We start from the raw sequence: 18,833 nt of genomic DNA, 5'->3' as shown, positions 1-18,833 counted from the left end.
GTGGTCGGGGGACCGGAGAAGACATGGAATTTCATACGGCAGGTGTGATTGGCGGCGGCGCATGGGGTACGGCCCTGGCGCAGAGCGCGGCGGCGGCGGGCCTCGCGGTCGTCCTGCAGGCGCGCGAGCCTGAGGTGATCGAGAGCATCCGCAGCCGGCGGATGAACGACGCCTTCCTGCCGGGGATCGAGCTGGACGCGGCGATCAACGTCACCCCGGACCTGGCCGATCTGGCCGACTGCGACCTGATCCTGGCGGTGCCCCCGGCCCAGCACATGCGGGCGACGCTGACCGCTTTCGCCCCCTACGCCCGGCCCGGCCTGCCCATCGTCCTGTGCGCCAAGGGCATTGAGCGCGGCTCGCTGAAGCTGATGACCGAGGTCCTGGCCGAGACCATTCCGTCGGCGACCCCCGCCGTCCTGTCGGGTCCCAGCTTCGCCGCCGAGGTGGCGCGCGGCCTGCCCAGCGCGGTGACCGTGGCCTGTGAGGACGAGGACATGGCGGTCGCCCTGGCCACTGCCCTGTCGGGGCCGGTCTTCCGTCCCTACCTGGCCGACGATCTCATCGGGGCCGAGACGGGCGGGGCCTTGAAGAACGTTCTGGCCATCGCCTGCGGCATCGTCGAGGGTCGCGAACTGGGCCGCAGCGCCCACGCCGCCGTCATCACCCGCGGCTTCGCCGAGATCGTCCGGGTGGCTCAGGCCCTGGGCGGCAAGGCTGAGACGGTCGCCGGCCTGTGCGGTCTGGGCGATCTGGTTCTGACCTGCTCCAGCCCGCAGTCGCGCAACATGAGCCTGGGCCTGGCCCTGGGTCAGGGCATGAGCGTCGAGCAGGCCCTGGCCGGCAAGCGTTCTGTGGCCGAGGGCTATGAGAGTGCGCCCGCCGTGCGCGAGCTGACCCGCAAGCTGGGCGTCGAGACCCCGATCTGCGAGGCCGTCGCCGCCGTCCTGGCGGGCGAGACCACGGTGGACGCCGCCATCGAGGCCCTGCTGACCCGGCCGCTCAAGCCCGAACGCGAATAGTGGCCGATACCGCTGAAGCTGCGCCGGAAGAGCGCAAGCGCGTCTGGAAGACGCCGCCCAACGTGCCTCTGTGTGCGGAGGCGGACATCGCCGACCCCGGCTCGCGCGGCTTCGTGCTGCAGATCGGCGAAGCCTTCTTCCACGGCTTCGTGGTCAGGAAGGACGGCGTGGTCGCCGGCTGGGTCGATCGCTGCCCGCACGCTGGCTTTCCCATCGCCATGGAGCTGGATCGCTATCTGACGCCGGATGGATCGCTGATCATGTGCGGCTGGCACGGGGCGGTGTTCGAGCCGCTGTCGGGCGCCTGCGTCGGCGGGCCGTGCGCGGGCGGCAAGCTGACGCCCTGGCCCGTGGAGGCCAGGGGCGGGATCATCCGCACAGCTTAGAGACGGCTATTCCTTCGGGACGATCTTCGGGTCCTTGGTGAAGGCCTCATCGACCTCTTCCTCGGTGATCCGCTTGGACGGATCGCCGGGCTGGTTGAGGTTCTGTTCCTCGGTCCCGTCGCCCATCATGCCGGGGTAGGGCGTCTTGGGATCTTTCTCGGCCATGCCGGGCTCCTTCGCTCAGGTGGAGACAGGGCAATCCCGGACAGAAGCGGGCGTTCCATCACGGCCGCGCGAGCGAGGCTATTTCCTGAGACGTTTGGCGTTGGCCACGGCGGCGGCGTGGATCGGCGACAGGGCCTCGGCCTGCAGCTTCAGCATGGTGTTTCCCAGGTTCCAGCTGTCGGACAGGGCGCGGGACCAGAGGCCCACGCCCCAGGCGGCCTGGAGCGCCGCCGCCCCGGCCAGACTGTCCGCTTTCGACAGCCGCGCCAGGTGGGCCGAGGCTTCCAGACCCTCGCGGTCGGCGATGCGGCGGCCCTGATCGGCCAGATCGAGGGCGCCCGAAGCGACCGCTCCGGCCGAGGCCGTCAAGGCCTCGACCTTCTCCGTCCCCATCCGGCCCAGTTCCGCATGATCGGCCCGCAGGGGATCGGCCAGGGCTTCGCCCATGATGGCCAGGCGACGGGCGATGACCTGGGCCGAGGCCTCGGCGGTCTCCTGTCCGGCGCGGGCGGTGCGGGCGGCGTGATCGATGGGGGTCATGCGGGGAGCCTGGGCCTGTTCCGCTCGCCGGGCAAGCGGATCAGGCCCGGTTTCAGTCTCAGGGCAGGACTTCGGCGGCGAAGGCCGAGACGTCCTGGATCAGCGCCGGGATCGAGGCGTCGATGATGCGCTGGCCGGTCTCGGGGCTGGCCTGGGCCGGGTCCGAACCGATGCGGCCGTCGGGGAAGCGGGCACGGTAGTCGAGCGCGTCGCGGATCGGACCCATAGGGGCGATCCTGGGGCTGTAGTCGGCGATCTTGATATGGTCGGGATAGGCGGCCTGGGTGACGGCGATCTCGGACGGGGTGGCGTGGGCGCCGTGGCCGACCGGGAAGATCTCCTCGCACAGCTTGTGCACGCCGGGCAGGTCCCACCAGTTACGCAGCTTCAGCACAAACGGAGGCTGTTCCTCGACGAAGGACCACTCGGCGTAGATTTCCGAGAAGGTGGCCTCGATGGTGGCGATGTTGCCGCCATGGCCGTTGAGGAAATAGATGCGCTCGAAGCCGTGGCGGGCCAGGGACGACACCCAGTCGGTGATGGCGGCCATGAAGGTCGAGGGGCGCAAGGAGATGGTGCCGGGGAAGGCCAGGTGATGCTGGGCCATGCCGATGTTGAAGGTCGGGGCGATGATCAGGCTTTCGTCGCCCTTCTCGGCGGCGTGGGCGATGATTTCCGGGCAGAGCCAGTCTGTGCCCAACAGGCCGGTCGGGCCGTGCTGCTCGTTTGAGCCGATCGGCACGATGACCGTCTTGGACAGGGCGGCGCCGTCCTTCAGGCGCGCGTCGATTTCGGGCCAGGACGACAGGTGGATCAGCATGGGGAACTCCGCGAGGGGGCAGACAGACCCCGGCGCTTTACGCCGATCCGGCCAAAGGGCCAAACATCGACGCGCCTAGCCGGGCGCGAAGGCGCGCATGAAGCGGCGAGCGGTTTCGCGCGCGCGCGCCGGAATGTTGTCCTGATGGGGATGGGGCAGGGCCAGGACCGAACGCAGGTGGCCGTGCCCCAGGGTCATGCCGGCGAACATCTCGGCGGCGGACAGGGGATCGGGGACGGACAGCAGGCCCATACGGTCCTGCTCGGTCAGCCAGGCGGCGATGCGGCGCACGCTCTCACCCGGACCGGCGTCATAGATGGCGCGGGACAGTTCGGGGGCCTCGGGCGACATCAGGGCCACGCCGCGCAGCGAGGCGCCCTTGCCCTCATGGCAGATCTTGCTGATCAGGGTTTCGGCGATGGCGGTCAGGACGTCTTCCGGCGCGGCGCCTGACGTCAGGGGCGCCGTGACCACGTCCGAGCGCTGGGCCGCCAGCGCCCGGCCGATGTCGGTCTTGGTGGGAAAGCGGTTGTAGAGGGTCTGTTTCGACACTCCGGCCCGGCGGGCGATCTCGGCCATCGAGGCGCCCGCGCCCTTTTCCACGAACAGGTCGGAAGCGGCCTGAAGAATGGCCGCGCTCTTGAGTTCGTCGACCTGACCGGGCGCGCGGGGCATCAGTGAACCTCGGAAGGCGGAGCGGCCGGATCGGCCTTGGCCGGTTGCGACAGCAGGGTCAGGAAGGCGGCGCAGGCGCAACCGATCGCCAGAAGGGCGAAGGCGTCACCGAAGGCCAGGGTCGTCGCCTGCTTTTGCAGCATGCCGTAGACCGCCTTCATCGCCGAGGCCTGCGGGTCGATGGAGGCGGCGAACCTCTGGGTCATGCCTGCGATCAGGCCGCGAACCCCGGCGTTGGTCTGGTCGATGGCGTTGGTCAGTTCGACCATGTGCAGGGCGGTGTTCTGGGTCAGGGAGGTGTTGAGCACCGCCAGGCCGAAGGCGCCGCCGACATTGCGCGACAGGTTCACCAGCCCGGAGGCGTTCTTGACCATGTGCGGCGGCAGGGTGGCCATGGTCACCTGTTGCGAGGCGATCATGGCGATCATGACGCCTGCGCCGCGCATGGCCTGGACCCCGGCGAACTGCCAGAAGCCCCATTCGGCCGTGACGGCGTGGGCGTCCCACATGCCCCAGGCCGCCATCATGAAGCCGACGAACATCAGGATGCGCGCGTCCACCGCCCGCACCAGCCGGCCGGCGATCGGCCCCATGGCAAACATGGCCAGGCCCGAAACGATCATGGTGGTGCCGACCTCGGCCGCCGAATAGTCCCGGACCCGGCCGAGGAAGAGGGGCAGAAGGAAGGTGCCGCCGAACAGGGCCGCCCCGACGATGAAGGTCATCAGCACCCCCACCACGAAGTTGCGGTTGCCGAAGGCGCGCAGTTCCACGATCGGGTTGCGGTAGCTGAGCGAGCGCCAGATGAAGGCCGGACCACAGACAGCGGCGACGACGCTGAGCAGCAGGATCATGTCGTCGGCGAACCAGTCTTCCTTGGCGCCTTCCTCGAGCACGAACTGCAGGCTCATCAGGAAGGCGGCCATCAGCATCAGGCCCCACCAGTCGAAACCCTTGGCCAGGCTGGGGTCCCCCTTGTCGAAATGGGCGTAACGCCCGACCAGGAAGAGGACCACCATGCCGGGGAAGACGTTGATGAAGAAGAGCCAGCGCCAGCTGAGCCATTCCGTCAGGTGACCGCCGAGCGTAGGGCCGACCGTGGGGGCCAGGGTCACGATCAGGCCCATGATGACGCTGGCGGTGACGCGTTTCTCGGGCGGGAAGGCGGTGAAGGCCACGGCGAAGACGGTGGGGATCATGGCCCCGCCGACGAAGCCCTGCAGCGCGCGGAAGAAGATCATCATCTCGATGGACGACGACAGGCCCACGGCCACGCTCATCACCAGAAAGCCGGTACAGGAGATGAGGAAGACCTTCTGCGTGCCCCACAGGCGCGACAGGTATCCCGACAGGGGGATCATCACGACCTCGGGGATCAGATAGGCGGTCTGGATCCAGCTGATCTCATCGGCCGAGGCGCCGACCCCGGCCTGGATCTGGGGCAGGGAGGCGGCGACGATCTGGATGTCCAGAATGGCCATGAACTGGCCGATGACCATGCCGGCGAAGCCGAGCAGAAGGACGGTCCAGTTGATCTCGGGCCTGGCCTCCGGGGAGCTCGCCGGAGCGACGGCGTCGGTCACCGGGCCGTGTCCAGCGAGGCCGCCTGGACCGCGCCCAGATGGGCGTCGGCGAAGGCGGCGCCGCCCTGGCTCTTCAGGTCCACCTTGACCTCGACCGACAGGCCGGGACGCAGGGCGACGGGCTCGCCCGAGGCGCGACGCTCGACGACGATGCGGACGGGAACGCGCTGGGTGATCTTGGTGAAGTTGCCGGTGGCGTTCTCGACGGGGATCAGGGCGAACTCCGAGCCCGTGGCCGGGGCGAAGCTGTCGATGCGGCCTTCCAGGGCCTGACCGGGGAAGGCGTCGGCCTTGATTTCGACGGTCTGGCCCAGACGCATCCGGCCGACCTGGGTCTCCTTGAAGTTGGCGACCACATAGGTGTCCTGCAGGGGCACGATGGACATCATCTGTCCGCCGGCCTGAACCACCTGGCCGACGCGGACGCCGCGGGCGCCGACGACCCCGGCGACGGGCGCGCGGATGACGGTGCGGTCCAGGGTCAGCTGGGCCTGATCGACCAGGGCTTTGGCCTGCTCGACGGCGGCGACGCTCTGGCTGCGGGTCGAGCCGAGGACGGCGGCCGTGCGTTGCTCGGCGGTCAGGGCGGCCTGGGCCTGGGCGACCGAGGCGCGGGCGGTTTCGGCCGTGGCGCGCTGGGTCTCGATGCGTTGCTGCGACACCCAGCCCTCGGCGGCCAGCTTGCCGTAGCGATCGACTTCGGCGCGGGCGAGGCCGGCCTGGGCCTGGGCCTGGGTCACGGCGGCGGCGCGGGCGGCGATATTGGCCTGTTCCTGCTCGGCGCGGGCGTCGACATTGGCCACGGCGGCGGTCAGGGCGGCCAGATTGGCCTGAGCCTGGGCCAGGGCGGTCCGGGCGTCGGCGTCGTCCAGTCGGGCCAGGATCTGCCCGGCCTCGACGCGCTGGTTGTCCTTGACCAGGACTTCGATCACCTCGCCGTTGATACGGGGACTGACAGCTACGGTGTCGGCCTGGACGAAGGCGTTGTCGGTCGCCTCCCAGCGCTGCTTGCCCTGCCACCAGACCACGCCGCCGGCGATCAGGGCGAGGCCGACGACGCCGCCGACGATCAGGGGCAGGCGTTTCTTCAGATTGGCGGGGAGGGCCATGGGGAGACAGCTCGCTTCGATTTCGGCGGGTAAAATGGACGGAGCCGTCTAAAATACAAGAGGCGCCTGCGCGAATTCGTCGCACTGTGTCGATTCCGCCCGGTTGACGCCGCGCACGGGGAAGGCGAAGCGAGGACATGACCGTTCGCCCACGCGCCCCGTCCAAGGCTGTCCGCGCCGCCCTGCCTGCACCCAAGGGCAAGCGGTCGCGCGCGCCGAAAAAGGCGCCGGTCGGGGCCGTGATCGGCTGGCCGCCCGACGAGGACCGGGTCGAGGAAATCTTCGTCCGCCTGTCCGGGGTCATGCCCGACCCGAAGACCGAGCTGGACTTCGTCAATCCCTATACCCTGGTGGTGGCGGTCGCCCTGTCGGCTCAGGCGACCGACGTGGGGGTCAACAAGGCGACCAAGGCCCTGTTCGCGATCGCCGACACGCCGCAGAAGATGCTGGCCCTGGGTGAAGAGGGGCTGATCCCGCTGATCGCCTCCATCGGCCTCTATCGCACCAAGGCGAGGAATGTCATCGCCGCCGCGCGGATGCTGGTCGAGCAGCACGGCGGGGAAGTGCCCCTGAACCGGGCTGATCTTCAGGCCCTGCCAGGCGTGGGGCGCAAGACCGCCAGCGTGGTGCTGAACGAACTGGGGATCGAGCCGGCCATCGCGGTGGACACCCATGTGTTCCGCGTCTCGCACCGGCTGGGTTTGGCCAACGCCGCCACGCCGGACAAGGTGGAGACGCAGCTGCACAAGGTCGTGCCCGAGGCCTGGCTGCCCAAGGCGCACCACTGGCTGATCCTGCACGGCCGCTACACCTGCCTGGCGCAGCGGCCCAAGTGCGGGGCTTGCGTGATCGCGGACCTGTGTCCGTCGCGAGCGAGTTTCGTGGGGGTTTGAGTTCTTTCTTCCGTCATCCCCCGGTCTGCGCGGCTGCGCCGCTTGCCGGAGGATGACGGAAGTGAAGAGGCGCTACAGGCCCAGCCGCCCGGCCACCGCCCGCCCGAAACGGGCGCCGGCTTCGGGGGCGGCGCCGAGGTAGAAGTCGGGCTCGATCAGTTCGGCCTCCATCAGCAGCCATTGGCCGTCGGTGTCGGGGACCATGTCGATGCGGGCATAGAGAAGGGGCTCGTCGATGGCGGCCAGCGTCCGTTCGGCCAGGTCGAGCGCGCCCTCGGGGGCTTGATCCAGCCGCTGGTACTGGCCGCCGTACTGGACCTGGATGCGGAACTCGTCGGCGTGGGCCGGGCGCTTGTTGACGACGTGGCTCAGTTCGCCGCCGAAGAAGAGCAGGGAGGTTTCACCTTGCGTGGCGATGGTCGGCAGGAAGGGCTGGATCATGGCGCCGCCGACCGGCGCGTCGGCCAGCACCTGTTCCAGCAGGTCGCCGGCCGCGACCTTGAGCGTGCGCCAGGCGCCGCCGGACACGGTCGGCTTGACGATCAACTGCTCGGCGCCCGTCGCAGCAAAGGCGGCCTCGACCACGGCGGGGCTGGCGTGGTCGGTCCAGATGGTCGGGGGGATGGCCACGCCCTTTTCCGCCAGCCGGGCCAGGTAGCGTTTGTCCGAGTTCCAGCGCAGGACCTCGGCGGGATTGGCCAGGGGGGCGTCGGCCTCAAGCCAGGTCGCGCAGGCCTGCATCCAGCGGTCATGGTCGCGGTGGTAGCCCCAGACGATCAGGGGCAGGACCAGGGGATAGTCCATCAGGCCGTGGGCGTTCTCCACATGGTCGGTCCAGGGCGTGGGCCGGGCCCTGATCCCCGCCGTGGCCAGGGCTTCCGACAGGCGGTCCAGCACGCCCGGCCATTGCCCGGCGTAGGACGGGTCGGCGGGATCGGGGGTCAGGACGGCGACTTCGGTCATGCGACTACTCCTCGGACGGGAACTGCATAGGCTGTTTTCAGCGGCGACGAAAAGCCTCGTGCTGGCGTCGCGCGCCGTGTCCCGCTATGGGGCGCGCATGACCCAGAACGCCATCTCCACCGCCCGCTTCGACGTCTGCGCCGTCGGCAACGCCATCGTCGATGTGCTGAGCCCGTGCGAGCCCGCCTTCCTTGAGGCCCAGGGCCTGACGCCCGGCTCGATGCAGCTGGTGGACGAGGCCCAGAGCGCGGCCCTCTATGACGCCATGGCGGCGGGGGTCGAGGCCTCGGGCGGGTCGGCCGGCAACACCGTGGCGGGCGTCGGCTCGTTCGGCGGTCGCGCGGCCTATATCGGCAAGGTGGCGAAAGACACCCTGGGCGAGGTCTTCAGCCACGACATCCGCGCCGCCCACGTCCATTTCGACACCCCGGTGCTGGAAGGCGGCGCGGGCTCGGGCTTCGGCACCGGCCGCTGCCTGATCAACGTCACCCCCGACGGCCAGCGCACCATGTGCACCTTCCTGGGCGCCGCCAACCAGCTGACGACCGCCGATATCGACGCCGGGCTGATCAGCGACAGCGAGATCGTCTATCTGGAAGGCTATCTGTTCGACCCGGCGCCGGCCCGCGCTGCCTTCGAGGCCGCCGCCGCCGCCGCCCACGCGGCCGGCCGCAAGGTCGCCATCACCCTGTCGGACAGCTTCGTCGTCCATCGCTGGCGCGCCGAGTTGCTGGCCTTCATCGAGGCCTCGGCCGACATCGTCCTGGCCAACGAAGGCGAACTGCACGCCCTGTTCGAGACCGAGGACTTCGACCACGCCGCCGCTCACCTGGGCCGCATCGTCGAGGTTGCCGCCGTGACGCGCGGGGCCGCAGGTTCGGTCATCTTCCGCGGCGACGAGCGGGTCGAGGTCGCCGCCTTCCCCGTCGACAAGGTGGTCGATACCACGGGCGCGGGCGACCAGTACGCCGCCGGCGTCCTGCTGGGTCTGGCGCGCGGCCTGTCGCTGGCCGAGGCCGGCGCCCTGGGTTCGCTGGCCGCCTCGGAAGTGATCGCTCACTGGGGCCCGCGTCCGATGGTCAAGCTGGAGGCCCTGGCCGTCGAGCACGGGCTCAAGCTCTGATCGCGACCAGAGGTCACGCGCGGGGGGCGCTTGCCGTTCCCCGTCGCGCCGCGTAATCGGCGGACCATGTTCGGCCTCGCCAATCCCGACCGCTTCATGCGCTTCACCCGCCCGCTAACCCCGGTGCTGTGGGGGCTGGCGCTCGTCCTGCTGGCGGTCGGAACCTGGCTCAGCTTCGCCGCGCCCGCCGACTATCAGCAGGGCGACACGGTGCGGATCATGTTCATCCATGTGCCCGCCGCCACGCTGGGCCTGGGGGCCTATGCGGCGCTGGGGGTGTCGAGCTTCTTCGCCCTGGTCTTCCGCCATCCGCTGGCCGACGCCGCCGCGCGCGCCGCCGCCCTGCCGGGAGCAGTGCTGACGGGTCTGGCCCTGATCACCGGTTCGCTGTGGGGCCAGCCCATGTGGGGGACCTGGTGGGTGTGGGATGCGCGGCTGACCAGCGTCCTGGTGCTGTTTCTCTTTTACCTCGGCTACATGGCCCTGCGCGCCTCGATCGACGACGAGGCCAAGGCGGGGCGCGCCGCCGCGGTCCTGGGTCTGGTCGGGCTGATCAACCTGCCCATCGTCAAGTTCTCGGTCGACTGGTGGAACACCCTGCATCAGCCGGCGTCCTTGCTGCGCGCGGGCGGGACCAGTCTGGACCCGGCCTATCTGGCCCCCCTGCTGACCATGATGGCGGCCTACGGCATGCTGTTCGGGGCCATCTGGCTGACGTCGATCCGCACCGAGGTGCGTCGCCGCCGGGTTCTGACGCTGCGCGCCCGCGCCGCGCAAGAAGCGTAAGGAGCCGCCGATGCTGGATCTCGACATGAGCCCCTACGGCGTCTTCGTCTGGTCGTCCTGGGCCATCAGCGCGGCGGCGCTTGCCGCCATTTCGTTGCGCGCCCTGATCGCTGCCCGGCGCTGGAAGCGCGAACTGGACCGTCTGGAAGAGGCGAGCAAATGAATCGCTGGTTCGCCCTGATCCCGATCGCGGCGCTCGCCGCGCTGGGCGTCTTCATGATGATCCAGCTGGGCCATCTGTCCGGCGCGCCGGGCGAGGGGCGCGAATACAAGCCCGACGCCCTGGTCGGCCAGCCCATTCCCGAGACCGTCCTGCCGATCCTGCAGGGCGAAGTCGAGACCAATCAACGGCTGGACCTGAAGACGGCGGGGGTCGGCAAGCCGATGATCGTCAACCTGTTCGCCAGCTGGTGCGCCCCCTGTCGTCTGGAGCATCCGCAGCTGATGAAGCTGAAGGCGCAGGGGATCAACGTCATCGGCGTGGCCTACAAGGACGAGCCGGTCGCCACCCGCGCCTTCCTTGACGAACTGGGCGATCCCTATGCCCTGGTGCTGGTGGACCGCGAGGGGCGGGCCGGGCTGGACCTCGGCGTCTCGGGCGTGCCGGAGAGCTTCGCGGTCGACGCCTATGGGACCATTGTCGCCAAGTCCTCGGGGCCGGTGCTGACCGACGCCGATCTGCAGAGGCTGGTGGACGCCCTGAAGGCGCCGCCGCGCTAAAGCCGTTCCGCGAAACAGGGTGAATCGCGCATTAACCATATCTAGACCCTTTGGGCGGATCGTCGCCCCATGTCCGCGATTCCTTCAGACCGTCCGGTTTTTCCGCCTCCCGCAGGCGGCGCGGCCCATGCGCTGAGAACCTCCCAGTCCGCCTTCTTCCGCGCGGCCATGGGCATGAGCGCGCCGACGCCCGCCGCGGCGCCGGTCGAGACGCGGGCGGATACGCCGGTGCGGTCGGTGCAGACTCAGGAAGCCTCGGGGACCATGCGGTACCAACGGCCGGGCTCCCTGCTGGATATCCGGGTCTAGGCTTTCGCCACGTCCTTGAGCGGGATGACGACGGCGTCGGCGGCGACCGTGTCAGCCGCCGGTTCGACGGCCTTCTTCTTCTTTTTCGGCTTGCCGCCGTCCAGCGCCTTCTTGGCGGCCTTCTCGGCCTTGCGCGCATCCTTGGCCGCCTTCTTGGCGATCTTGGCTTCGGCGCGGGCCTGTTCGGGGGCGGCGTCAGCGGCGTCGGTCAGGCTGGTCAGCAGGTCGAGGAAGCCCTCGCGCCGGGCCTTGGGCAGCAGGGCCAGGATGCGCTTGTCGGCGGCGGCGACGCGGGGGCGGGCGGCCTCCAGCGCGGCCTGACCGGCTTCGGAGAGGCGCACGGCCTTGGCGCGGGCGTCCAGCGCCGAGCGTTCGCGCTCCAGCAGGCCCTTGGCGGTCATGCGGGCGACCAGATCGGCCAGGGTCGAGCGGTCGATGCCGGTGGCCTTGACCAGATCGGTCTGGGTCAGGCCTGAGCGGACTGACACCGCCTCCAGCACCGCGAACTGGCGCTGGGTCAGGCCGTCGGGGCCGGCTTCTTCGGCATAGATGTCGAGCGAGAGTTGCAACACCCGGTGCATCAGGTGGCTGGGCGATTCCGCCAGCCCGCCCTTGATCTTCGCCTGCTTGCCTGACTTGACCATCGTCTTCGATCCTTGTTCCGACCGCGAGGAGGGGGCCGGACATGGCGCGACAGCTAACAGCCGCGCTTTACGCTTTGACGACGGTAAGCCTGACGGTTTGAAGACATTTTGTTGGCCTACCGCCCTTGCGGGCTGCTTGAGGCCAGTGTCCTGGGGCCTACCGCGCTTCGCGCTCACTTCCTGTGGGCCTATCGTGCTTCGCACTACTTGAGGCCGTGAGGCGCAGTAGGGTTCCCGCGTGACTTACAGCCCCGTATCGGGCGAGATGGGGCCGGGCTCTTCGTCCTTGATCATGTTTTTCATGATCAGCGGCACCTGGCACAGGCCGAAGATGGAGGCGGCGATCCACAGGACGCCGCGGAAGGCGGTCCAGACGCCGTTGGGGTCGGGGGCGCCCAGGTTCAGCGCCGACCAGATGGCGGTGACGGCGGCCGGACTGCGGAAGACCTCGTTGGCGATGGCGACGGCCAGGAAATAGAGGCCGTAGCGCAGGGTCAGGGTGCGCCAGGCGGCGTCCGTCACCTTGATGGCCGAGCCGAGCAGGGCCTTGAACGGCGACTTGTTCAGGGGCAGCGAACCCAGCAGCACGGCGGCCAGCAGGCCGTTCTGCACCGTCAGCTTCAGCTTCACGAACAGGTCGTCGTCGGTGAGGATGGTCAGGGCGCCGAAGACCAGGGCGAAACCGCCGGTGATCAGGGGCATGGGGGCCAGGCGGCGCTCCAGCACGAAGCCGACGGCCAGGGCGATGGCTGAGGCGATGACCAGGACCCAGGTGGCCTTGATCATGTCGCGGGTGATGAAATAGGCGGCCATGAAGGCGATCAGGGCGCCGAAGTCGACGGCCTGACGGATCCACTGCGGGCGCTTGGTATCGGTCGCTTCACTCATCACTCAGTCCTCGAGCCCGACCAGGGATCGGGAAAACGCGCGTGCGTCGAAGGGTTGCAGGTCCTCGACGCCTTCGCCGACGCCGATCAGCTTGATCGGGGCGTCCGAGGCCTGGGCCACGGGAACCAGGACCCCGCCGCGCGCCGTGCCGTCCAGCTTGGTCATCACGACGCCCGAGACATAGGCGGTGCGGCCGAAGATCTTTTCCTGCTCCAGGGCGTTGCGGCCCACGGTGGCGTCCAGCACCAGCAGGGTTTCGTGCGGGGCGTCGGCGTCGACCTTCTTGAGCACGCGGACGATCTTTAGCAGTTCGTCCATCAGGGCGGACTTGTTCTGCAGGCGCCCGGCGGTGTCGATCAGGACCACGTCATAGCCCTCGGCCTTGGCCTTGGTGTAGGCGTCGAAGGCCAGGCCGGCGGCGTCGGCGCCGTCGCGGCGGCTCTCGAAATCGGCCCCGGCGCGTTCGGCCCAGACTTTCAGCTGTTCGCGGGCGGCGGCGCGGAAGGTGTCGCCGGCGACGATCATCACCCTGGCGCCCCTGGCCGTCAGGTCCGAGGCGATCTTGCCGAGCGTCGTGGTCTTGCCCGAGCCGTTCACGCCGACGAAGAGGACGACATAGGGCTTGGGTCCGCTGAGGGGATCGAATGTCGCCTGACGCGGCAGCAGCTCGGCGGCCACGGCCTCGGCCAGGGCCTCCTTGATCTCGCGCTCGTCGGAGCTCTTGCCGAAGCGCAGCTCGCGGAAGCGCTCGACGATGCGGGCCGAGGCGGCGGGGCCCAGGTCGCTTTCGATCAGGTGCTCTTCCAGACGCTCCAGCGCCTCGTCGGACAGAGGCTCCTTCACGAAGGTCGAGACGACCTGTTCGGTCATCTGTTTGGAAGACCGGGACAGACCCGCGCTCAGTCGCTGGAACCAGCCTTTTTTGGGCGTATCGCTCATGCTGCGAGCCTTAGCCGACAGCGGTTCGCAGGTCACGAACTTCCACCATGCTGCGGAGATCGGCTTGCGACGGGGACCCGATGCTTTGGCTTCGGGTCGCAACCCTATATTGATCGTACAGCCCTAGGGTTCTGGAGCCCGCATGGCGGGATGAGCGGAAAGATTGATGGCGAAGACGCACCCCTTCCATGCCCCGCGCGCCCACGGCTTCGTGCGCGTGGCCGCTGCGACCCCGGTGGTCCATGTCGCCGACCCCGCGGCCAACGCCGAAGAGCATGAGCGGCTGATCCGTCAGGCGGGGGAGGCGGGCGTGGACCTGATGGTCTTCCCCGAACTGTCGCTGAGCGCCTACGCCATCGACGATTTGCACATGCAGGCGGCCTTGCTGGAAGAGGTCGAGCGCCAGGTGGCGCGTCTGGCCGAGGTCGCGGACGAAGCGGGCGTGATCGCCGTCGTCGGCGCGCCGATCCGCAACGGCGACGCCCTGTTCAACTGCGCCGTCGTCCTGGGCGGGGGCGAGGTGCTGGGCGTCGTGCCCAAGACCTATCTGCCCAATTACCGCGAGTACTACGAGAAGCGCTGGTTCGCGCCCGCCGCCAGCCGCAGCGAGGACGCCATCGTCCTGAACGGCGAGAGCGTCGATTTCGCGCCGGGTCTGGTGTTCGAGGCGACCAACCGGCCGGGCTTCGTCTTCGCGGTTGAGATCTGCGAGGACTTCTGGGCGCCGCAGCCGCCGTCGACGCGGGCTGCGCTGGCGGGGGCGCGCATCCTCTGCAACCTGTCGGCTTCCAACATCGTCATCGGCAAGGCGGACGAGAGGGCGCTGCTGTGCGCCAGCCAGTCCAGCCGCACCCTGTCGGCCTATGTCTTCGCCGCCTCGGGCTGGGGAGAGAGCACGACCGATCTGGCCTGGGACGGTCAGGCCACCATCCACGAACTGGGCGCCCGGATCGCCGAGGGCGAGCGGTTCGCGCTGGAGAGCCATCTGACCGTGGCCGACGTGGATGTGGACCGCATCGGTCTGGACCGTCTGCGCAACGGCACCTTCGCCGACTGCGCCCGTCTGGAAGGCGAGGCCGCGATCGTGGTTCCGTTCGAGGCGGGGGAGGGAGCGACCGGCGCCCTGATCCGACCGCTGGACCGTTTCCCCTTCGTGCCGGACGACGCCGCGCGTCTGGATCAGGACTGCTTCGAGGCCTTCAACATTCAGGTTCAGGGCCTGATGCGGCGGATGACGGCGACGGGGTCGAAGACCCTGGTGATCGGCGTTTCGGGCGGGCTGGATTCCACGCAAGCCCTGCTGGTCGCCTGCAGGGCCTTTGATCGGCTGGAGTTGCCGCGCACCGGCATTCTGGCCTTTACCATGCCGGGCTTCGCGACCTCCGAGGGGACGAAGTCCAACGCCTGGGCGCTGATGCAGGCTCTGCAGGTGACGGGGGCTGAGATCGACATTCGTCCCGCCGCCGAACAGATGCTGCGCGACATCGGTCATGTCTTCGCGGACGGCGAGCCGGTGCACGACATCACTTTCGAGAATGTGCAGGCGGGGCTGCGCACCGACTATCTGTTCCGCCTGGCCAATCAGAACCACGGCTTCGTCCTGGGCACGGGCGACCTGTCGGAACTGGCGTTGGGTTGGTGCACCTATGGCGTCGGCGACCACATGAGCCACTACAACGTCAACGGCGGGGTGGCGAAGACCCTGATCCAGCACCTGATCCGCTGGGTGGCCGAGCGCGGCCTGGTGGGCGAGGCGGCGACGCCGACGCTTCACGCCATTCTGGCCACCGAGATCTCGCCCGAACTGGTGCCGGCGGGCGCCGACGGGGCGATCCAGTCGACGCAGAGCATCGTCGGTCCCTATGCCCTGAACGACTTCTTCCTGTTCTACATCAGCCGCTTCGGCCTGAAGCCGTCCAAGGTCGCCTATCTGGCGCATCAGGCCTGGGGCGACGCGACGACGGGGAACTGGCCCGCCGGTCTGCCAGAGGCGGAGCGGGTCGCCTATGACCTGCCGACCATCAAGGGGTGGCTGAGGAAGTTCCTGATCCGCTTCTTCCAGACCAGCCAGTTCAAGCGCTCGGCCGTGCCGAACGGGCCCAAGGTGGTGACCGGCGGCTCGTTGTCGCCGCGCGGCGACTGGCGAGCGCCGTCGGACTCCTCGGCCCGCGTCTGGCTCGACGAACTCGACAACAATGTTTCCGACGCCTGACGGCGTCTGATTTTAACTAGGGGCCTATCGCGCATTCGCGCTACTTGAGGCCGCTTTTAATTCTGCGGGTTCGCCGTGCGCGCCCGCCTTCTGCGAGACAACCATGACCGACGACGTGACCAAGGACTCCAACGGCAATATTCTGGCCGACGGCGACAGCGTGACCCTGATCAAGGACCTGAAGGTCAAGGGCTCGGGCGGGGTGACTCTGAAGCGCGGAACCATGGTCAAGAACATCCGCCTGACCGGCGACCCCGATGAGATCGAGGCCAATGTCGAGAAGGTGCGCGGCCTCGTCCTGCGAACCGAGTTCGTGAAGAAGGCTTGAGGTTGCTGCAGCCGTCATCCTCGCGCTTGATCCGAGGATGACGGCGAGGGCGCCTGGGAGGCTTCAGGCCACGTCGTTCAGGAAGGTCAGGATGCCGGCGCGGGCTTCGGGCTCGTCCAGCATGGGGGCGTGGCCGATCCCCGGAACCTCGACAAAGGCCATGTCAGGCGCCGCCTCGCGCATCCGTCCGGCGATCTCGGAGCTGAGCAGGTCCGAGGCGCCGCCGCGCACCAGCAGGGCCGGCCGTTCCGTCGCCAGAGCCCTGAAGGCCGGCCACAGGTCAGGGACCAGGGCCGCAGCCCCCGCGGCCTTGATCGGGACCGAGATGTCGGGATCGTAGTTCAGCACCGGCCGGCCGTCGGCGTCCTCGCGAAAGATGCGGCGGGCGAAGGCGTCCCAGTCGGCGTCGTCGTACTCGGGAAAGGCGACGGCGTTGATGTCGCGGGCGTAGGCGGCGGCGTCGGCCCAGTTCGTGATCTCGACCTTTCGCCCGGTATAGGCCGCGATGCGCGCCAGGCCTTCGGGGGCCACTTCCGGCCCCACGTCGTTGATGATGGCGGCGGCGACCGCCTGCGGCTGGAGCGCGGTCAGGGCCATGGTGATCAGGCCGCCCATGGAGGTGCCGAGGAAGACCGCCCGACTGATCCCCGTCTGCTCCATCAGGGCCGTCATGTCGCCCGCATAGACGTCAGGCGTGTAGGTCATGGGATCGGTGGCGCGAGCCGACAGACCGCGCCCGCGCACGTCCACCGCCAGGACGCGGCGGCCGCTTTGGGCGATCAGACCGGCGATGACGCCGAAGTCGGCGCTGTTGCGGGTCAGGCCGTGGATGGCGATGACCGGCAGCTTCGCCTCGCCCGCCGCCGGGGCGTAGTCTCGGGCATAGAGGTTGAGCCCGTCCGGCGAGGTCCAGCGACGTTCGACATAGCGGTCGGCGAAGGGCGAGGTCTGGGCGGGCATGAACGTCTTCTCCGGCGGTTTCTTATAGCCTTGGCTGTGAGGTTAATTCACCAGATGAAGAATTGCGATCAGCCTGTCAGCAGACCCGCGACGAATTGATCAAGGTCGCCGCCTTCGGGGAAGCGATGGCCGGCCACACCCGCGCGCCGCGCCGCCTCCAGGTCCGAGGGCTGGTCGCCGATCATCAGGGAGCGGGCCGGGTCGAGGTTGTGCTCGGCGATGGCGCGCAGCAGCATGCCGGGATTGGGCTTGCGGTCCGGGTGGTCGGGATGGCGATAGCGCTCCTCCACGGCCTCGGCATGATGGGGGGCGGCGTAGACCGCGTCGATGCGGGCGCCGCTTTCAGCCAGGCGCTCGACCAGCAGGGCGTTGAAGCCGTGCATGGTCTCTTCGCTGAACAGGCCGCGGGCCACGCCCGACTGGTTGGTGACGATGACGGTGACATAGCCGGCGTCGTTGAGCCGTTTCACCGCCTCGGCGGCGCCGGGGATCAGGACCAGCTGGTCGGGGCGATGCGGATAGCCGCTGTCGACGATCAGGACGCCGTCGCGGTCGAGGAAGGCGGCAGGACGCTTCATGGGTCGGCTCATGCGGGTTCCGTCAGCAGGGCCGAGAAGGCGGTCATCAGGTGGTAGAGGCTGGAGGCGGGGACGTCGGCGTCCTGGGGCGCGCCCGCGGCGTCGAAACTGTCGATCCACAGACCGGGCGCAGCCGTCGCCAGATGGGTGGCGAACAGGGTCTCGATCAGGGCCAGGGCGCGGTCGGTCTGGCCGCGCAATAACAGGGTGCGGATCGCCTCGGTCTGGCCCCACAGGCGGGCGCCGCCGTCACGGACCACGCCGATGCGATCGATCTCGCGAACCATCAGGCCTCGGGCGCCGACGCCGTTGGTCAGGGCCGAGGCGAACAGGGCCTGGGCCTGTCGTTCATGGCCGTCGAGGCCGAGACGGCGGGCCTGATCCAGCAGCCAGATCCATTCCATGTGATGGCCCGGCTCGACGACTTGACCGGCGGCGCCGGGGGCGATCGTCCAGTCGGCGGTGAAGAACTCGCCCAGCATCAGGTGTTCGCGGTCGAAGAAGCGGGCGGCGAACAGGTCGAGCACGCGGCGAGCCGCCGCCTCGAAGGCCGGGTCGGGGGCGACGGCCTGCCAGGCCAGCAGGGCCTCCAGCATGTGCATGTGCGGGTTCTGCCGGCGCGGCAGGACGGGGGGCAGGGCCTCCTGCCAGCCGCCGTGGACCGGGTCGGCCATGCGGGCTTCGATGGCGGCGAGGGTGGAGAGCGCCAGCGGTCGGGCGCGGTCGTCCCTCAGCACGCGATGGGCGGCGGCGAGGGCGAAGAGGACGAAGGCCAGGTCGTAGAGGTCGGGCGTGGCGTCGATCACGGCGCCCGCATCGTCGGTCGCGCGGATCCAGAGTTTGTCCTCACGGCCGTAGTCGCGGATCAGGACATCGAGCGCGCGGCGGGCGACGGCCTCGCCATCCGCCCATCCGAGCGACGCCGCCTCGCAGAAGACATAGACCTGACGCGCCTGCACGCGGGTGCGGCGAGGGCGGCCCGTGATCGGGCGGCCATCGAAGTTCAGCTTTTCGAAGAAGCGACCCTCGGCGTCGACGCCCGCGCTCGCCCACAGGGGCAGGGCCTGGCCGAACAGCCAGTCGCGGACCCGGTTCTGCATCGTCGAAAGCGTCATCTGACGACGGGCTTAGGCAGGCTTGCGGACTTTGCCAAGCGGCGCTTTCGTTGCAACCGGCAACGCGAAGTGACC

22 protein-coding genes and 1 pseudogene are annotated in these 18,833 nt (G+C 69.0%); 10 read left to right on the top strand and 13 right to left on the bottom strand.

Translation table 11 applies throughout. The features are described 5' to 3' along the window. Nucleotides 1-23 precede the first annotated feature (23 nt). Together IFE19_RS16310 and IFE19_RS16305 are read left to right on the top strand one after the other, a co-directional pair. On the top strand, nt 24-1,022 hold the full coding sequence (locus IFE19_RS16310; protein WP_207824189.1) for an NAD(P)H-dependent glycerol-3-phosphate dehydrogenase: 999 nt from the start codon (nt 24-26) through the stop codon (nt 1,020-1,022). After that, the gene (locus tag IFE19_RS16305; protein ID WP_404822138.1) at nt 1,022-1,408 is read left to right on the top strand and encodes a Rieske (2Fe-2S) protein; all 387 of its coding nucleotides are present in this window, start codon (nt 1,022-1,024) and stop codon (nt 1,406-1,408) included. The genes IFE19_RS16310 and IFE19_RS16305 overlap by 1 nt, the downstream gene beginning before the upstream one ends. 6 nt (nt 1,409-1,414) lie before the next feature. Here the strand turns inward: IFE19_RS16305 and IFE19_RS16300 are convergent, their stop codons facing one another. From IFE19_RS16300 to IFE19_RS16275, 6 genes are all read right to left on the bottom strand, one after another. After that, nucleotides 1,415-1,573 (bottom strand): hypothetical protein, encoded by a 159-nt coding sequence (locus tag IFE19_RS16300; protein WP_207824187.1) that lies wholly within the window; start codon nt 1,571-1,573, stop codon nt 1,415-1,417. Between the two features lie 78 nt (nt 1,574-1,651). Next, on the bottom strand, nt 1,652-2,113 hold the full coding sequence (locus IFE19_RS16295; RefSeq protein ID WP_207824185.1) for a phasin family protein: 462 nt from the start codon (nt 2,111-2,113) through the stop codon (nt 1,652-1,654). 58 nt (nt 2,114-2,171) lie between these two features. Further along, on the bottom strand, nt 2,172-2,933 hold the full coding sequence (locus tag IFE19_RS16290; RefSeq protein ID WP_207824183.1) for a creatininase family protein: 762 nt from the start codon (nt 2,931-2,933) through the stop codon (nt 2,172-2,174). A 75-nt stretch (nt 2,934-3,008) separates the two neighbouring features. Continuing rightward, nucleotides 3,009-3,608: a TetR/AcrR family transcriptional regulator gene (locus IFE19_RS16285; protein WP_207824181.1), complete on the bottom strand. Its 600-nt coding sequence runs from the start codon at nt 3,606-3,608 to the stop codon at nt 3,009-3,011. Continuing rightward, on the bottom strand, nt 3,608-5,191 hold the full coding sequence (locus IFE19_RS16280) for a DHA2 family efflux MFS transporter permease subunit (protein WP_207824179.1): 1,584 nt from the start codon (nt 5,189-5,191) through the stop codon (nt 3,608-3,610). Before IFE19_RS16280 ends, IFE19_RS16285 begins: the two co-directional genes overlap by 1 nt. Further along, complete coding sequence (locus IFE19_RS16275; protein ID WP_207824178.1) at nt 5,188-6,300, bottom strand: HlyD family secretion protein; 1,113 nt, start codon at nt 6,298-6,300, stop codon at nt 5,188-5,190. Before IFE19_RS16275 ends, IFE19_RS16280 begins: the two co-directional genes overlap by 4 nt. Before the next feature lie 137 nt (nt 6,301-6,437). Here IFE19_RS16275 and nth point away from each other — a divergent pair, with 137 nt between their 5' ends. Further along, nucleotides 6,438-7,193, top strand: a complete 756-nt coding sequence (nth, locus tag IFE19_RS16270; protein ID WP_207824176.1) for an endonuclease III — start codon at nt 6,438-6,440, stop codon at nt 7,191-7,193. 72 nt (nt 7,194-7,265) lie between these two features. Here the strand turns inward: nth and IFE19_RS16265 are convergent, their stop codons facing one another. Further along, on the bottom strand, nt 7,266-8,156 hold the full coding sequence (locus IFE19_RS16265; RefSeq protein ID WP_207824174.1) for an ATP-grasp domain-containing protein: 891 nt from the start codon (nt 8,154-8,156) through the stop codon (nt 7,266-7,268). Between the two features lie 97 nt (nt 8,157-8,253). Here IFE19_RS16265 and IFE19_RS16260 point away from each other — a divergent pair, with 97 nt between their 5' ends. The 5 genes from IFE19_RS16260 (at nt 8,254) to IFE19_RS16240 (ending at nt 11,094) form a co-directional block, all read left to right on the top strand. Beyond that, nucleotides 8,254-9,279, top strand: a complete 1,026-nt coding sequence (locus IFE19_RS16260) for an adenosine kinase (protein WP_207824172.1) — start codon at nt 8,254-8,256, stop codon at nt 9,277-9,279. A 66-nt stretch (nt 9,280-9,345) separates the two neighbouring features. Next, a complete protein-coding gene (locus IFE19_RS16255; protein WP_207827698.1) occupies nt 9,346-10,065 on the top strand; it encodes a heme ABC transporter permease in 720 nt (239 codons plus the stop codon). 10 nt (nt 10,066-10,075) lie between these two features. Next, nucleotides 10,076-10,228, top strand: a complete 153-nt coding sequence (gene ccmD / locus IFE19_RS16250) for a heme exporter protein CcmD (protein ID WP_207824169.1) — start codon at nt 10,076-10,078, stop codon at nt 10,226-10,228. Next, nucleotides 10,225-10,785, top strand: a complete 561-nt coding sequence (locus IFE19_RS16245; protein WP_207824167.1) for a DsbE family thiol:disulfide interchange protein — start codon at nt 10,225-10,227, stop codon at nt 10,783-10,785. Before ccmD ends, IFE19_RS16245 begins: the two co-directional genes overlap by 4 nt. Nucleotides 10,786-10,854: 69 nt before the next feature. After that, the gene (locus IFE19_RS16240; protein ID WP_207824165.1) at nt 10,855-11,094 is read left to right on the top strand and encodes a hypothetical protein; all 240 of its coding nucleotides are present in this window, start codon (nt 10,855-10,857) and stop codon (nt 11,092-11,094) included. Here IFE19_RS16240 and IFE19_RS16235 read toward each other — a convergent pair. The 3 genes from IFE19_RS16235 to ftsY all read right to left on the bottom strand — a co-directional run bounded on the left by IFE19_RS16235 (nt 11,091) and on the right by ftsY (nt 13,565). After that, nucleotides 11,091-11,738 (bottom strand): MarR family winged helix-turn-helix transcriptional regulator, encoded by a 648-nt coding sequence (locus IFE19_RS16235; protein ID WP_207824163.1) that lies wholly within the window; start codon nt 11,736-11,738, stop codon nt 11,091-11,093. The two genes, IFE19_RS16240 and IFE19_RS16235, sit on opposite strands and share 4 nt — an antisense overlap. A 243-nt stretch (nt 11,739-11,981) precedes the next feature. Further along, nucleotides 11,982-12,626: an inner membrane-spanning protein YciB gene (locus tag IFE19_RS16230; protein WP_207824160.1), complete on the bottom strand. Its 645-nt coding sequence runs from the start codon at nt 12,624-12,626 to the stop codon at nt 11,982-11,984. Between the two features lie 3 nt (nt 12,627-12,629). Next, on the bottom strand, nt 12,630-13,565 hold the full coding sequence (gene ftsY / locus IFE19_RS16225) for a signal recognition particle-docking protein FtsY (protein WP_207824158.1): 936 nt from the start codon (nt 13,563-13,565) through the stop codon (nt 12,630-12,632). A 166-nt stretch (nt 13,566-13,731) separates the two neighbouring features. Between ftsY and IFE19_RS16220 the strand changes: the two genes are divergently transcribed. Both IFE19_RS16220 and IFE19_RS16215 read left to right on the top strand, forming a co-directional pair. Beyond that, the gene (locus IFE19_RS16220; RefSeq protein WP_207824156.1) at nt 13,732-15,777 is read left to right on the top strand and encodes an NAD(+) synthase; all 2,046 of its coding nucleotides are present in this window, start codon (nt 13,732-13,734) and stop codon (nt 15,775-15,777) included. Nucleotides 15,778-15,880: 103 nt separating this feature from the next. Beyond that, nucleotides 15,881-16,105, top strand: a complete 225-nt coding sequence (locus tag IFE19_RS16215) for an alkylphosphonate utilization protein (protein WP_207824154.1) — start codon at nt 15,881-15,883, stop codon at nt 16,103-16,105. Between the two features lie 63 nt (nt 16,106-16,168). On the opposite strand, the gene IFE19_RS16210 is transcribed toward IFE19_RS16215, so the two are convergent. The 3 genes and pseudogenes from IFE19_RS16210 to IFE19_RS16200 all read right to left on the bottom strand — a co-directional run bounded on the left by IFE19_RS16210 (nt 16,169) and on the right by IFE19_RS16200 (nt 18,758). After that, on the bottom strand, nt 16,169-17,065 hold the full coding sequence (locus IFE19_RS16210) for an alpha/beta fold hydrolase (protein ID WP_207824153.1): 897 nt from the start codon (nt 17,063-17,065) through the stop codon (nt 16,169-16,171). Between the two features lie 68 nt (nt 17,066-17,133). Further along, nucleotides 17,134-17,673, bottom strand: a pseudogene (locus tag IFE19_RS16205) (D-glycero-alpha-D-manno-heptose-1,7-bisphosphate 7-phosphatase); the annotation flags it as partial. Continuing rightward, nucleotides 17,652-18,758 carry an AGE family epimerase/isomerase gene (locus IFE19_RS16200; RefSeq protein ID WP_207824149.1) on the bottom strand — a complete coding sequence of 369 codons (1,107 nt, stop codon included), beginning with the start codon at nt 18,756-18,758 and terminating at the stop codon, nt 17,652-17,654. The gene IFE19_RS16200 and the pseudogene IFE19_RS16205, both read right to left, overlap by 22 nt. Nucleotides 18,759-18,833 lie beyond the last annotated feature (75 nt).

This window comes from Brevundimonas pondensis, assembly GCF_017487345.1.
Classification (GTDB): Bacteria; Pseudomonadota; Alphaproteobacteria; order Caulobacterales; family Caulobacteraceae; genus Brevundimonas; species Brevundimonas pondensis.
Note: the sequence above shows the minus strand (reverse complement) of the source record. Positions and strands in the feature narration are given on the sequence as shown.